This window comes from Janthinobacterium sp. JC611 (assembly GCF_018682595.1).
Lineage (GTDB): Bacteria > Pseudomonadota > Gammaproteobacteria > Burkholderiales > Burkholderiaceae_D > Janthinobacterium.
This window is the reverse complement of sequence record NZ_JAFLJN010000008.1, coordinates 23,321-37,706: the sequence shown is the minus strand read 5'-3', so window position 1 is coordinate 37,706 and position 14,386 is coordinate 23,321. Positions and strand designations below refer to the sequence as shown.

At 65.3% G+C, this 14,386-nt stretch carries 12 protein-coding genes and 1 pseudogene; 9 read left to right on the top strand and 4 right to left on the bottom strand.

All coding sequences use genetic code 11. The annotated features are described in order from the left end of the window. A pseudogene (locus J0O65_RS07510) lies at positions 1 to 591 on the top strand (hypothetical protein); the annotation flags it as partial. Between the two features lie 418 nt (positions 592 to 1,009). Here J0O65_RS07510 and J0O65_RS07505 read toward each other — a convergent pair. Then, positions 1,010 to 1,282: a flagellar protein FliT gene (locus tag J0O65_RS07505; protein WP_502793547.1), complete on the bottom strand. Its 273-nt coding sequence runs from the start codon at positions 1,280 to 1,282 to the stop codon at positions 1,010 to 1,012. Between the two features lie 234 nt (positions 1,283 to 1,516). Here J0O65_RS07505 and J0O65_RS07500 point away from each other — a divergent pair, with 234 nt between their 5' ends. From J0O65_RS07500 to J0O65_RS07490, 3 genes are all read left to right on the top strand, one after another. Then, positions 1,517 to 3,586, top strand: a complete 2,070-nt coding sequence (locus J0O65_RS07500; RefSeq protein WP_215405564.1) for a M13 family metallopeptidase — start codon at positions 1,517 to 1,519, stop codon at positions 3,584 to 3,586. A gap of 67 nt (positions 3,587 to 3,653) precedes the next feature. Beyond that, positions 3,654 to 4,289: a class I SAM-dependent methyltransferase gene (locus J0O65_RS07495; protein ID WP_215405562.1), complete on the top strand. Its 636-nt coding sequence runs from the start codon at positions 3,654 to 3,656 to the stop codon at positions 4,287 to 4,289. 174 nt (positions 4,290 to 4,463) lie between these two features. Further along, the gene (locus tag J0O65_RS07490) at positions 4,464 to 4,649 is read left to right on the top strand and encodes a CsbD family protein (RefSeq protein WP_215405560.1); all 186 of its coding nucleotides are present in this window, start codon (positions 4,464 to 4,466) and stop codon (positions 4,647 to 4,649) included. 234 nt (positions 4,650 to 4,883) lie between these two features. Here J0O65_RS07490 and J0O65_RS07485 read toward each other — a convergent pair whose 3' ends face one another. The 3 genes from J0O65_RS07485 to J0O65_RS07475 form a co-directional block, all read right to left on the bottom strand. Beyond that, a complete protein-coding gene (locus tag J0O65_RS07485; RefSeq protein ID WP_215405558.1) occupies positions 4,884 to 7,094 on the bottom strand; it encodes a S9 family peptidase in 2,211 nt (736 codons plus the stop codon). 190 nt (positions 7,095 to 7,284) lie between these two features. Continuing rightward, the gene (locus J0O65_RS07480; RefSeq protein WP_215405555.1) at positions 7,285 to 8,133 is read right to left on the bottom strand and encodes a PhzF family phenazine biosynthesis protein; all 849 of its coding nucleotides are present in this window, start codon (positions 8,131 to 8,133) and stop codon (positions 7,285 to 7,287) included. 20 nt (positions 8,134 to 8,153) lie between these two features. Continuing rightward, positions 8,154 to 9,545 (bottom strand): MATE family efflux transporter, encoded by a 1,392-nt coding sequence (locus tag J0O65_RS07475; RefSeq protein ID WP_215405553.1) that lies wholly within the window; start codon positions 9,543 to 9,545, stop codon positions 8,154 to 8,156. A gap of 191 nt (positions 9,546 to 9,736) precedes the next feature. On the opposite strand from J0O65_RS07475, the gene J0O65_RS07470 reads away from it, so the two are divergent. The 5 genes from J0O65_RS07470 to J0O65_RS07450 all read left to right on the top strand — a co-directional run bounded on the left by J0O65_RS07470 (position 9,737) and on the right by J0O65_RS07450 (position 14,383). Continuing rightward, positions 9,737 to 10,402 carry a beta/gamma crystallin family protein gene (locus tag J0O65_RS07470; RefSeq protein WP_215405551.1) on the top strand — a complete coding sequence of 222 codons (666 nt, stop codon included), beginning with the start codon at positions 9,737 to 9,739 and terminating at the stop codon, positions 10,400 to 10,402. A gap of 168 nt (positions 10,403 to 10,570) precedes the next feature. Further along, positions 10,571 to 11,443, top strand: coding sequence for a beta/gamma crystallin family protein (locus tag J0O65_RS07465; protein WP_215405549.1), 873 nt, complete (start codon positions 10,571 to 10,573; stop codon positions 11,441 to 11,443). Positions 11,444 to 11,533: 90 nt separating this feature from the next. Beyond that, on the top strand, positions 11,534 to 12,535 hold the full coding sequence (locus J0O65_RS07460) for a beta/gamma crystallin family protein (RefSeq protein WP_215405547.1): 1,002 nt from the start codon (positions 11,534 to 11,536) through the stop codon (positions 12,533 to 12,535). A 160-nt stretch (positions 12,536 to 12,695) separates the two neighbouring features. Continuing rightward, on the top strand, positions 12,696 to 13,367 hold the full coding sequence (locus J0O65_RS07455) for a beta/gamma crystallin family protein (RefSeq protein ID WP_215405545.1): 672 nt from the start codon (positions 12,696 to 12,698) through the stop codon (positions 13,365 to 13,367). Positions 13,368 to 13,462: 95 nt separating this feature from the next. Beyond that, positions 13,463 to 14,383, top strand: a complete 921-nt coding sequence (locus J0O65_RS07450; RefSeq protein WP_215405541.1) for a DnaJ C-terminal domain-containing protein — start codon at positions 13,463 to 13,465, stop codon at positions 14,381 to 14,383. Positions 14,384 to 14,386 lie beyond the last annotated feature (3 nt).

Below are 14,386 nucleotides of genomic sequence, written 5' to 3'. Positions count from 1 at the left end.
GAGGGCCTGGTGCGTCCGGCGCGCGTGTTCGAGCCGCCGTCCGCCGCGCCCGCGCCGGCTGTCCGCGCGGCGCGCCCGCCGCCGTCGCGCCGCGCCGCGGCACCCGTGGCCGCTTGCGCACCGCAGGCGGATGCCGGGCAGGCGGCAGCGTGCGTGGCGCTGGACGCGCAAAACGCGGCCCTGAATGACAAGCTCGGTGAATTGGAAGGCAAGATCGGCGCCTTGCAACAGGTGCTGGCGCAGCCTGCCACCGCGGCCGTTGCACCGGCCGCCGCGCCGGCCGAGGCGCCGCTTCCGCACGCCAAGCCCAAGCCCCTGCATGCGGCGCCGGCAGTCGGCAAGGATAAGCAGGCGGGCGGCAACGGCTTGCTGTGGCTCGGTATCGGCACCCTGGTGTTCCTGTTGCTGACGGCGGTCATCGTGTATATCGCGCGCAAGCGCAAGCAAGCGGCGGGGCCGGGTGCGCCGTCGACATACTGGGTTCTGCTGCGCAAGCCATTCGGCCGCAGGAAGAAGGACGTGCCCGTGCTGACGGAAGCGTTGGAAGAGGAGGCGGCGGCCGAGCCGGAAGCGGAGCCGTTCTCGCGCTGAGCATGCGGCACGGCCAGGCTGAAATTTGATATAAAAAAAGATATTGAAAAAAGACAGAAAAATGCTTGTCTATTGTGTTGCCTATTTCTTAAAGGTGGTGATATGATGAATTCAGTGGACTTGCTCTACGACAAAACAGCCCCAGCCTGTCGCAGTCACCAACGATAGTGTGGCGCGGCAAACAGGTGTAGCGTTGCATAAACGCCTGGGTCTGGAAGCGGTTCGCGATGCCGACGATGTGCTCGCGAACGCCGGATGCAACCGGCAGCGAGGCGACGCCAGGAGATACCTGGGGCTCGCCTTCCAAATTCCCCCTCCTTGCTCTCGGGCGCCGCGAATGGCGCGCTCCCCGGCACGGCGGCAGACGTAAAAAAAGCACCTGCGGGTGCTTTTGTCGTTTCTGGCGCGGCAAGCTTGCTTACATGCGTGCGCGTGCGCCCTGCATGGCATTCGGCAGTTGCGTCATCCACGGTTCCGTGATGGCGCGGATTTCGCGGTCATTGGCCAGGATTTGCTTGAGCAAGTCGATCTTGCGCTGGCGCGAGGCGCCGGCCAGAGCGGGCACCTTGCCCGTCATGGTCGCGCTGGCGGCGCTGGCGCACTGGTTTTCCAGGGTATCCAGGCCATCCCAGTCGCTCGAACGTGCGGCCACGACCATTTTATTGGTCATTCCTACAATATTTTCATACATCGAAAGAACGTCGTTGGAGGTCATGAGCACACCCGTAACTAGTGAATGGATTACCGCTTGTCCAGATTAACGGCAGCTCCAGGGAGAACTTGAGGGTGTTTTTGAAAAAAAAGTAAAAATAATGTGGATGGTGTTGGCTGGCCGCCGGAATCTCCCGCCCAACCCTTGTTCCGCATGTGAAAAAGGTATGATTCTCTGGCTATGATTTTGCTTATTTTCTTCGAAAGGATCGCCATGCACGGTTTGCGTTTTTCCTGGTCCCGGACACCTGTCCAGGCTGCCATCGTCCTCGCCCTGGCCGGCGCTTCGCTGACCGGTTTGCCGGCCCGCGCGCATGGACAGCCAGCGCCGGCCAGCGCCGCTGTCCCCGCTGCCGCCACGGTCTTGCCTGGCGACGACTTCTATGACTACGTGAATGGCGACTGGTTGCGCGGCACGGAAATTCCCGCCGACCGCAGCAACTGGGGTTCGTTCGCCATCCTTGCCAATGCGACTAACGAGCGCATCATCACCCTCGTCGAAGGACTGGCGGCGGCGCCGCAGGCCGATGCGTCCGCGCGCCAGGTCAGCGATTTCTACCGTTCCTGGATGGATGAATCGGCCATCGAAGCGAAAGGCTGGGCGCCGATCCAGCCCTTGTTGAGCAAGATCAATGGCATACGCGACCGGGCAGGGCTGGCCCGCGCGCTGGGCGAGAGCTTGCGCGCCGATGTCGATCCGCTCAACGCCACCAATTTTTATACGGAAAACCTGTTCGGCCTGTGGGTGGCGCAAGACTTGAACGACACCACGCGCAACGTGGCCTACCTGCTGCAAGGCGGCCTGGGCTTGCCCGACCGCGCCTTTTACCAGGACGACAGCGCCCGCATGCAGGGCTTGCGCGCCGGCTACCAGGCGCATATCGCCGCCATGCTCAAGCAGGCCGGCTACCGCGATGCGCCGGCCCGCGCCGCGCGTGTGTTTGCGCTGGAACAGCAAATTGCCGCCAGTCACGCCAGCCGCGAGGATTCGGCCGATGTCGCCAAGGGCAACAACGCGTGGCGGGCCGCCGACTTCGCCGGCAAGGCGCCGGGCCTGGACTGGCAAGCGTTCTTCCAGGCGGCCGGCCTGGGCAAGCAGACGGATTTCATCGTCTGGCACCCGACGGCGATGACGGGCAGCGCGGCGCTGGTGGCAAGCGTGCCGCTGGCCACGTGGAAGGATTTCCTCGCCTTCCACGCGATCAACCATTTCAGCACCACCTTGCCGAAGGCGGCCGCCGACCAGCGCTTCGCCTTCTATGGCAGCGCCCTGAGCGGCACGCCGCAGCAGTCGCCGCGCAGCAAGCGCGCGCTGGCGGCGACGAACGCGGCCTTGAGCGACGCCGTCGGCAAACTGTATGTGGAACGCTATTTCCCGCCAGAATCGAAAGCCCGCGTGCAAGACATGGTGACGAATATCGTCGCCGCCTTCTCGCGCCGTATCGACAAGCTCGACTGGATGGCGCCGGCCACCAAGGCGCAGGCGCAGGAAAAGCTCAAGACCCTGTACGTGGGCGTGGGCTACCCGGAACGCTGGGATGACTACGCGGGCTTGCGCGTCGTGCGCGGCGACGCGCTGGGCAATGTGCAGCGGGCGGAACAGTTTCATTACCGGCAGGCGCTGGCCAAGCTGGGCCAGTCTCCCGACCGCAAGGCCTGGGCCATGCCGGCGCAGCTGGTCAACGCCGTCAACCTGCCCCTGCAAAATGCGCTGAACTTTCCGGCCGCCATCCTGCAGCCGCCATTCTTCGACCCGCTGGCATCCGACGCGGCCAACTATGGCGGCATCGGCGCCACCATCGGCCACGAGATCAGCCACAGCTTCGACGACCAGGGCGCCCAGTTCGACGCCCAGGGCAAGCTGCGCGACTGGTGGACGCCGGCCGACCTGGCGCATTTCCAGGCCGCGTCCAAGCAATTGGTGGCGCAATTCGCGGCCTATAAACCGTTCCCCGACCTGGCCGTGAATGGCCAGCTGACCCTGAGCGAAAACCTGGCCGACCTGGCCGGCGTGGCGGCCGCGCATGACGCGTTCACGCTGTCGCAGCAGGGCAAGCCGGTGCAGCCGGGCGCGGACCGCGATTTCTTCATCGGCTATGGCGTCAGCTGGCGCAGCAAGGCGCGCGAAGCGGCGGCGCGCCAGCAAATCCTCACGGACGGCCATGCGCCGGCGCAATACCGCGCCGCCACCGTGCGCAACCTCGACGCCTGGTACCCGGCATTCGACGTCCAGCCTGGGCAGCAGCTGTACCTGGCGCCGGAACGGCGCGTGCGCGTCTGGTAGGCGATGTTGACGCTGCCGGCTTGCCGGCCGGCAGCGTAAAATGGCGGAACATATCGACAGGACCGCCATGAAGCCAAATCCGCCGCAAGATCCCCTCCACGCCATCACCGAGCGCACTCTGGCCCATTACGACGCCAGCGCCGAGCAGTTTTTCGAAGGCACGCGCGACCACGACGTCAGCCAGAACATCGCCGCGCTGCTGGGGGCCATCGGCAAGCCGGCGCCGCTGGCCATCCTCGACCTCGGTTGCGGTCCTGGCCGCGACCTGAAGGCGTTCACGGCCATGGGCCACCATGCCACGGGTGTCGATGGCTGCCCCCGCTTCGTCGAGATGGCGCGCGCCTACAGCGGCTGCAGCGTGTGGCAGCAGGATTTCGTCGACCTCGACTTGCCGGCAGGGCACTTCGACGGCGTGTTCGCCAATGCCGTGCTGTTCCACGTGCCCAGCGCCGCCTTGCCCGGCGTGCTGCGCGCCCTGCATGCGTGCCTGAAACCGGGCGGCGTGCTGTTCACCTCGAATCCGCGCGGGCACAACCAGGAAGGCTGGAATGGCGCGCGCTACGGCAGCTACCACGACGAGGAGACGTGGGCCGCATACGTGCAGGCCGCCGGTTTTACCTTGATCGAGCAGTATTACCGTCCGCCGGGCTTGCCGCGCGACCAGCAGCCGTGGCTGGCCACCGTGTGGCGCAAGCCCGCGTGATCGCCGATATTGGCGCAAATTGAGCATGTGTTAGGAACCGTACAGAGCATTGATCCCCCGCCCCGTAGTATGGACACATCGACACGCAGCAAGCAGTTTGCAACAGCGTGTGAGCCGCAGTACCGGCCCTTCGGTGCCGGACAACAGATGTACCAACTACAGTGAGGATCCATCATGAACAAAGATCAAGTCGAAGGTAAGCTGAAGGAAGTCGGCGGTAAAATCCAGGAAGCCGCTGGCAAGATCGTCGGCAGCGAAGAACAGCAAGCCAAGGGCCTGGCAAACCAGGTCGAAGGCAAAGTGCAGAAGAAGGTGGGCGATGTGAAGGACGCGGTGGAAACCATCACCCGCAAGCCATAATGGTGGACACCTGACAAGACCTACTGCGCGTCGCGACTTGCGGCCTGCGATGCTCACTGCCTCGGCGGCCCCGTGCACAGCACAGTTCCGCTTCTCGGCAGCAATTGGCTTCCGCTCGCTACGGTCCTGTCAGATGTCATTACTGTGCTTGATCGCATTGAGCACAGTACAAAACAAAAAACCGCCGCCTGTCGCCAGACAGGCGGCGGTTTTTTTATTGGATGCAGCGCAAGCTTACTGTGCCGGCTTCATCAGGTTTTGCTTGAAGAACAGCTCGATTTTCTTGTACACGTGGCGCTGGCCCGCGCGCGACGAGATGCCGTGCTTGGCGCCCGGATACGTCATCAGGTCGAACTGCACGCCGCGGTTCACCAGCGCGTCGATGAGGCGCGTGCTGTTGCTGAACAAGACGTTGTCGTCGGCCATGCCGTGCACCAGCAGCAGCGGCGACTTCAGGCCGTCCAGGTGGGCGAACACGGTGCTGGCCTTGTAGCCATCGACGTTTTCCTTCGGCATGCCGAGGAATTGCTCCGTGTAGTGGGTGTCGTACAGCGACCAGTCGGTGACGGGCGCCACGGAAACCCCCATGGCGATCTTGTCGGACGCGGCCGACAGCAAGCGCAGGGTCATGAAGCCGCCATAGCTCCAGCCGAACACGCCGATGCGTTTCGCATCGACGAAGCTTTGCTTGCCCAGCCAGGCGATGCCCACCAGTTGATCGGCCACTTCGGCCGCGCCCAGGTTCTGATAGATGGCGTCCGTGAAGGCGCGCTCGCGGCGCGAGGAGCCGCGGTTATCGAGACGGAAGACGACAAAGCCCTGCTGCGCCATGTACTGGTCGAAGTTGTTGCCCCAGCGGCGAGCCACGTGCTGCGAGTGCGGGCCGCCATACGTCGACAGGTAGACGGGATAGCGCTTGCCCGCGTCGAAGTTCGACGGCTTGACGATGGAGTAGTACAGCGTCTGGCCATCGTTGGCTTTCAGGGTGCCGTATTCGGTCGGCAGGTGGTCGGCCTTGTACTTGAAATACGGATGGCTGGCGTTGAGCGCGTTTTCTTCCAGCCAGCCCACCATGGCGCCGTCCGGGCGGCGGATGCTTACTTGCGGCGGCGTGGCCGGGTCGGAGTACGTGTCGACGAACACTTCGCCGTTGCGCGAGAACGTCGTGTCGTGCCAGCCATCGGCTTTGGTCACGCGCTGCGGCTTGTCGGCCGTGCTGCCGTCGAGCGCCAGGGCGTAGGTCTGCTTGTCGATCACGGCGTCGCGGTTCGACGCTACATACACCTTGCCCGTCTTCTGGTTCACGGCCAGCACGCTGTCGATGCCCCACTCGCCGGAAGTGACCGGATGCAGCAGCTTGCCGCCCATGTCGTACAGGTACAGATGGTTGCGGCCCGTGCGCTCGGACGACCAGAGGAAGGTGCCGTTCGACAGGAAGCGCAGGTCGTCATGGATGCTGACCCAGGTTGTCGACTTTTCCGTCAGCAGGGTGCGCTGCGCCAAGGTGGCGGCATCGACGGCGACCAGGTCGAGGGTCTTCTGGTCGCGCGACTGGCGCTGGTAGACCAGCGACTTGCCATCCGCGCTCCAGTCGGCGCGCACCAGGTAGATGTCCGGATTCGTGCCCAGGTCCACCTGGCGCTGCGCGCCCGTTTCCGGCGAGACGATCAGCAGCTGCACCAGCACGTTCGGGTCGCCGGCGGCAGGGTAGCGCTGCTCGACGACGTCGGTGCGGTCGGCGAAGATTTCGAAGCGGCGCACGACGGGCACGGGCGCTTCGTCATAGCGTTTGTACGCGATGGCGGAATCGTCGGGCGCCCAGTAGTAGCCGGTGCGCTGGCCCATTTCTTCCTGCGCCACGAATTCGGCTTCGCCGTTGCGGATGGTGCCCTTGCCGTCGGTCGTCAGCTGGCGTTCCTGGCCCGATTTCAGGTCGATCACGTAGATGTTCTGGTCGCGCACGAACGATACGTAGCGGCCTTTCGGCGAAATTTTCGGGTCCAGCACATTGCCCTTGGCGACCAGGCGCGCCTTGTCCGGGTGGGCCGCGTCGACCAGGTACAGATTGCCGGCCAGCGGCACCAGCAGCTGCTTGCCGTCCGGCGACCAGCTGTAATTGAGGATGCCGTTCAGGCTGGCCGTGCGCTCGCGTTCGCGGCGCGCCTGCTCCTCGGGCGAAATCGTTTCATTCGGCACCAGCGCCTTCGAGTCGACCAGGCGGTGCGTGCTCTTGTCCTTCAGCTTGAATTCCCACAGGTCGAGCTGGAACTGGTTGTCGGCGCGGCCGCGCAGGAACGTGACGCGCTCGCCGTCGGGCGAAACCTTCAGGTTGCGCACGCCGGGGCCGGCCAGCGCCGGATCGGCGTGAATGCGTTCCAGGGTCAGCTTTTCAGCCGATGCGGGAACGCTGGCCATCGCGGCCAGAAAACAAAGAATAAAACGCATGGATGTCTCGGTAGTTGGAAGGGGAATGGCACTGCATGTCGAGGCAAGCTTGAGCATTGCCTAAGCGTAAGACGATACCAGAGCGTGCCTGTTTATGCGATAGCTCCGGCCACGGAATAAGGCGGTCCTGGCCGTATTTCCTTCGTCAAAAATATCCAGTCGCCGCCCATTCCATGGCGTTTTTCCTGGTTCAGGCCAATATCGACCCATTGATCACCGTCAGGCAGGCGCCGCCTATCCACGCATGGCCATCGCGGAAATGGACGGCCACGCGGCCATCGCGCTGCAGGCAGGTGCCCTGGCGGACCGTGTAGTCGGCGCCCGCCAGCAGTTGCGCGATGCAGGCGTTGGCGCTGCCTGTGACGGGGTCTTCCACCAGCGCGCCATGCTCGCTGAGCAGCGCGCGCACTTCGTAGTCGGCCGGTCCGCCCGCCTCGTGCGGGCCGTACAGCGCCAGTCCATCGGCCCGGGCGGCGGCCAGCAATGCCGTCAGCGCCGCGATGTCGGCGTGCACGGCCAGGCAGGCGGCGGCGCTTGCCAGCGGCACGCACAGCCAGCGTATGCCCATGTCGACGATGCTGCCGGCGGCGGCCGGGACACCGCCCAGCGCAGTTTGCAGAAGCGGCAGTAGCGGCAGCAAATCAGGATCGAGCGTCCGTATGCTGCAGGGCGGCACCTGGAACGCCAGCACGCCGCCTGCCTGCCGTTCAATTGGCACCAGGCCGACGCCGCATTCCTGCACGATGCGCGCGCCTTTCGGCCGCAGGCCCGCGTCGAGCAGGGCGTGCGCCGTGCCCAGGGTCGGGTGGCCGGCGAACGGGAACTCCGTCTCGGGCGAAAAAATCCGCACGCGGTAGTCGGCTGCCGGGTCGCGCGGCGCCAGCACGAAGGTGGTTTCCGACAGGCCCGTCCAGCGCGCGATGGCCTGCATCTGCGTGCCATCGAGGCCATCGGCGGCCAGCACCACGGCCAGCGGATTGCCCATGAAGGGCACGCTGCTGAAGACGTCGACTTGCTTGAAGGGGCGGGGTTGCGGCATGGCGGCTCCTTGTCCTGGCATCAGGCTTCGCGCATGCGGCGCAGCGACAGGCGGTTCAGATACCAGGTCAGCAGCACGGCGGCCACCGTCAGGCCCGTGACGAGGCCGATCCAGAAACCGGCGGCGGCCATCGGCTCGGCCGGCGACCAGATGAAGCCAGCCGGCGCGAGGCCCAGCACGTAGCCGATCGGCAGCGAGAAGCCCCAGAAGGCCAGCAGCTGGATCAGCATTGGCTGGCGCGTCACCTTGTAGCCGCGGATGGCGCAGGACGTGGCCACCTGCGTGGCGTCGGACAGCTGGAACAGGGCGGCGAACAGCAGCAGCTGCGCGCACAGCGCCTGTACCTGCGGGTCGGACGTGTAGGCTTGCGCGATCTGGTGGCGGAAGACGGTGATCAGGGTGGCCGAGACGATGGCCGCCGTCAGCGACATGGCCACGCCGACCCACGAAATGAAGCGCGCGCGGCGCAGATTGGCTTCGCCCACGGCGTGGCCCACGCGCGTGACGAGCGCGATGCCGAAGGTGAGCGGCACCATGAAGACGACGGACGAGAAATTGAGGGCGATCTGGTGCGCCGACACCTGGATCACACCGAAGCGCGCCACCAGCAGGCTGATGACGCCGAACGCGCTTACCTCGGCAAAGTAGGTCACGCCGATGGGCAGGCCCAGGCGCAGCATGGGACCGATTGACGCCAGCCGCGGCCCTTCCCATTGGGCGAACGGATACGTGGCGTGGTAGGCGGGCGCGATGCGGATCCACGCCAGCATGGCCAGCAGCATCATCCACACGCAGCAGGTGGTGGCCACGGCGCAGCCCACGCCGCCCAGTTTCGGCATGCCCCAGTGACCGTAGATCAGCAGGTAGTTGACGAAAATGTTCAGCGCCAGCGCGGCCAGCGCGATGACCATCACGGGCTTGGTCTGGTTGATGCTGGTGCTGTAGCCGTACAGCGCGCGGTAGGCGGCGAACGGCGGCAGCGCGCAGCTGATGATGTGCACGAACAGCTTGGCCTTGGCCGCCACGGCCGGCTCCAGCATCAGGTGGTCGAACACCAGCGCCGCCATGTTCGTCAGCAGGCACGCCACCAGGCCGACCAGCAGCGCCTTCCACAGCGACTGGCGCACGATGTGCGGCACCTTGTCGTGGCGCGCGGCGCCGATTTCATGCGCCACCAGGGTATTGATCGCCATCATGATGCCGCTCACGGTGACGAGCACGATGGACCAGATGGCCGCGCCCAGCGACACGGCGGCCAGCTCCTCGGGATTCGTATGCCCCGTCATCGCCACGTCGGCCGCGCCCATGCCGACGGTGGCCAGCTGGCCGATCAGGATGGGCCACGCCAGCTTCCACAGCGAGGCAATTTCGGTACGGACGGCGGGCAGGGTGAACGAGGTGGTGTGTGGCATGGGCGGCAAGCTTAACTAAACACAAGATTCTACCGGCATTCGCCGTGCTTGTCCGCCGTGGCGCCCGAGGGCGTGCCGGGCGCGGTAATCATTTGTTACAGCTAAGTGGGCCAGTCGCGGATAGACTGCGCGCTCTATTTGGCAAAATGACCAAATAGTCAACCGCAGTACCCTGACTATGGAGTAAGACCATGTTGAAGAAAGCCTTGAACTGCGCCCTGTTGCTGGGCGCCGCCATGACGGCCGAACTGGCCGGCGCCGGCGAACTGACGCTGTATTCGCGCGACGATTTTCACGGCCGCTCGCAGACCGTGCGCGACGCCGTCGCCGACCTGGAAAGTGTCCGTTTCAACGACACGACGCAAAGCATCCGCGTGCGCTCGGGCCGCTGGGAAGCGTGCGAGGATGCCGATTTCCGCGGCGCCTGCTTCCTGCTCGAGGCGGGCGAGTATCCCTCGCTCGATGGCCGCGCCAACAAGATCACCTCGCTGCGCGAAGTGCACGGCGGCTGGGATCGTGGGCGCGACCGCGACTGGGAGCGCGACCGGGAACGCGAATGGGATGGCCGCCGCGACCGCGAGCGGGGCCATTTTCCGGGCCGCGCGCTGGGCGGTGAACTGACCTTGTACACGCGCGACGATTTTGTCGGCCGCAGCCTGACCGTGCGCAATGGCGCGGCCGACCTGCGCGAGCGCGACTTCAACGACACGGCGCAAAGCGTGCGCGTGCGCGCCGGGTATTGGGAAGTGTGCGAGGACGTGGAGTTCCGCGGCCGCTGCCGCACCTTGGGTCCCGGCGAGTATGCGAACCTGGAACGCATGAGCAACCGCATCTCGTCGGTGCGCGAGGTGCGCTGACGCGGGGCTGGCAAGAGTGGCCGGTCCCTGGCGGGGCCGGCTATTGCTTTTGGTAACAATTTATTGTGCTTTTCCCATACTTTGTTACACCGTTTTTTCCACGGATGGCTACACTGGCATCAGTTGTCATGTCGATCACTTGCCTTTGCCGCCACCGGAGACCGCCCCATGCATCGCCCATTCGCTTTTGCCCTGCTGTGCGCCAGTTCGCTGTTTGTCCACCTCGCGGCGCGGGCCGGCGAGATCCGCCTGTACACCGACGACAACTTCAAGGGACGTGTAGTCGTCTTGCGCGACACGACGGATGACCTGTCGCGCGTCAATTTCAATGACACCATATCGAGCATCCAGGTCGAGTCGGGCAGCTGGGAGGTGTGCGCGCATGCCGATTTCAAGGGCGATTGCAAGACGCTGGAACGGGGCGATTACCGCTCGCTGCCGGGCATGAACGACAAGATTTCATCCGTGCGAGAAATCGGCGGCAGCGGTGGCAGCGGTGGCAGCGGCGGCCGCCGCGCGGCGCTGGAACTGTATGCCGACGGCGGCCAGCGCGGCGCGTCGGCCGGCGTGAACTCGGACCGTGACGACCTGGTCGACATCGGCTTCAACGACCGCGCCAGCAGCGCGCGCATCGAATATGGCTACTGGCAGCTGTGCAGCGATTCCAATTACCGCGGCAGCTGCCGCGTGTTCGGGCCTGGCAGCCACGACGACCTGGGCGGCCTGAACGGACGCGTGTCGTCGGCGCGCCTGGTCGACCCGCGCGAGGAGAACCGTCCGCAAAATGACGCAGGCCAGGTGGTGCTGTACGGCCGCTCGTTCCTGAAGGGACCCGGGCTGCAGGTGAACCGCGACGTCAGCGACCTGGTGCGCCTGAACTTCAACGACCAGGCCGCCTCCATCGCCATCAACGAAGGCACCTGGGAAGTGTGCACGGACTCGCAGTTCAACGGCAGCTGCGAGCGCATGGGACCGGGCAAGTATGAAACCCTGGACGCGACGTTCGACAAGCGCATTTCCTCGCTGCGCCGCCTGTATTGAGACCGCCGCACGGCCTGGCAATTGTTATACTGGCAGCCTGGCGCAACAGCCAGGCGTATCATCACCAAAGAATGAAGAATGGAGTAAATCATGACGGGCCCTTTCAAACACGCGCTGGCATGCGCGGCGACCTTGCTGCTCTCGCTGGGGACGCATGCCGCGGCCCACGCGGGCGATATCACCCTGTTCGAGGATGATAATTTTCGCGGCCGTGCGGTGAACCTGCGCGAGACGACCGATGATCTGTCGCGCCTTGGATTCAACGACAAGGCGTCGAGCATCCTCGTGCGTTCGGGCACGTGGGATGTGTGCACGGACGCCGGCTTTCGCGGCAATTGCCGCACCCTGGGACCGGGCGAATACCGTTCGATGCCGGGCATGAACGACGCCATCACGTCGGTGCGCGAAGCGGGACGCGGCGATGGCTATCATCCGGGACGCCCGGGGCGCGATCCTGACCGTGGCAATGGCGGCTATGGCCGTGGCGGCAGCCTGGAAGTGTATTCGGGCGCGGGCCAGAACGGCGGCTCGGCGCGACTGAATCGCGACACGGACGATTTCGTCAGTATCGGTTTCAACGACCGCACCACCAGCATCGTCGTCTATAACGGCTACTGGCAGCTGTGCAGCGATTCGAACTACAACGGCGTGTGCCGCATCTTCGGCCCCGGCCGCCATGACGACCTGGGGCGCGGCCTTGACGGGCGCGTCTCGTCGGCGCGCATGGTCGACGAGCGCGAAGCGCGCCGCCAGCAGCAATACGAGAACCAATACCAGCGGCCGCAGTACGAGCAGCCGCAATATCCGCAGTATCCGCAATACCAGCAGCCGCAGTACCAGCAGCGTGGCGCCGTCCTGCTGTTCCCCGAGGCTGGCATGCGCGGCGAACCGCTGGCGCTGGACCGCAATGCGGAAGACCTGGTGCGTTACAACTTCAACGACCGCGCCTCGTCCATCGTCGTCAACGAGGGCCAGTGGGAAGTGTGCAGCGATTCGAACTTCCGTGGCCGCTGCGAAGTGATCGGTCCGGGCGAATATGGCCGCCTGAACGGCATGGAAGAGCAGATTTCCTCGCTGCGCCGCGTGCGCTGACTTTATCCTGCCGCCATGCGGACAAGCCGCCTGCCGGGAACATCCCGCCAGGCGGTGTTTACATTCGCTGCCGTGCGCTGACATTTGCTTGCCCTTTGTTACACTCGCCGCCTGCCGCCTGGACTACACTGGCGAAAATGTCATCAGTATTGGAGTTGTCATGGTTCGATCTTTCCGGCCCGCGCTGCTGTGCGCCGCCACCTTCCTCGCCCCCCTTGCCGCATCCGCGGGCGAAATCACCCTGTTCGAGGATGCCGGTTTCCGTGGCCGCCCGGTCACCCTGCGTTCCGACGCGGGCGACCTGTCGCGCGTAGGCTTTAACGACAAGACCTCGAGCATCATCGTGCGCTCGGGTACCTGGGAAGTGTGCAAGGACGCCAATTACCGCGGCAACTGCCGCGTGCTGCAGCCTGGCCGCTACGGCACCATGCCGGGCATGAACGACGCCGTGTCGTCCGTGCGCGAAGTGGGCCGCCCGGGCCATGGCGGCGGCGACCACCGTCCCTACCCGCCGCGTCCGGAGCCGGAGCGTCCTCATCCCGGCTATCCCGGCCATGGCGGCGGCCACCGTCCCGACGTGAACGGCGCCGTGCTGCTGTTCCCCGATGCGGGCATGCGCGGCCGGCCCGTGCGCCTGGACCGCGAAGTGCGCGACTTGAGCCGCTATGGCTTCAATGACCGCGCCGAATCGATCGTCGTCAATTACGGCCGTTGGGAGTTCTGCGTCGATGCCAACTTCCGCGGCCGCTGCGTGGTCATGGGGCCAGGCAGCTACGGCCGCCTGCACGGTCGCCTCGAGCGCCGCATATCCTCGCTGCGCCGCGTGCGCTGATGCGCCGCCGGGCGGCGTTGTATTGTGCACACGCTGTCCGGCGCCTAATTCGTGTACTCTTCCCATAGGCAGTTCAACCATGGGGGGCAGGCACGGTGGAATACAAGGACTACTACAAGGAGCTGGGCGTCGGGAAGACGGCGTCCGAGGCCGACATCAAGAAGGCGTACCGCAAGCTGGTGCGCAAATACCATCCCGACGTGAGCAAGGAGCCGGACGCCGACAAGCGCACCAAGGCCCTCAACGAAGCCTACGGCGTGCTGGGTGACGCGGAAAAGCGCGCCGCCTACGATGAACTGGGGCGTAACCAGGGCGCGCAGGGCCAGCCCTTCCGTCCGCCGCCGGACTGGGGTTCGGGCTACGAATCGTCGGGCGTCGACGACAGCGACTTCTTTGCCGACCTGTTCGCCCACGTGGGCGGGCGGCGCCGCGCCGGCGGCAGTTTCCAGATGCAGGGCGAGGACAGCCACGCCGCCATCACCATCGATTTGCAGGACAGCTACCAGGGCGCCAGGCGCCACATCGTCATGCGCGTGCCCGAAGCGGATGCGCAAGGCCATGTGGTGACGCGCGAGCGCACGCTGGAAGTGACGATACCGAAAGGCGTCACGGAAGGACAGCAGCTGCGCATGAAAGGGCAGGGCAATCCGGGCAGCGGCGGCGCGCCGGCCGGCGATTTGTACCTGGAAATCCGCTTCCGGCCCGATGCGCGCTACAAGGTGGAAGGACGCGACGTCTTCGAGACGGTGCCCGTCACGCCGTGGGAAGCGGCGCTGGGCGGCGAAATCGACGTGCCCACGCCATCGGGCACGGTGTCCGTCAGCGTGCCGCCCAATTCGCAGACGGGGCGCAAGCTGCGCCTGAAGGGGCGCGGCATTCCCGCCGCCCAGCCGGGCGACCTGTATCTGCTGCTGGAAGTGGTGCTGCCGCCGGCGAACGACGACAAGGCGCGCGAACTGTATGCAACCATGGCGCGCGAGATGGCTTTCAATCCGCGCCAGAAGCTGGGAGGGTAAATC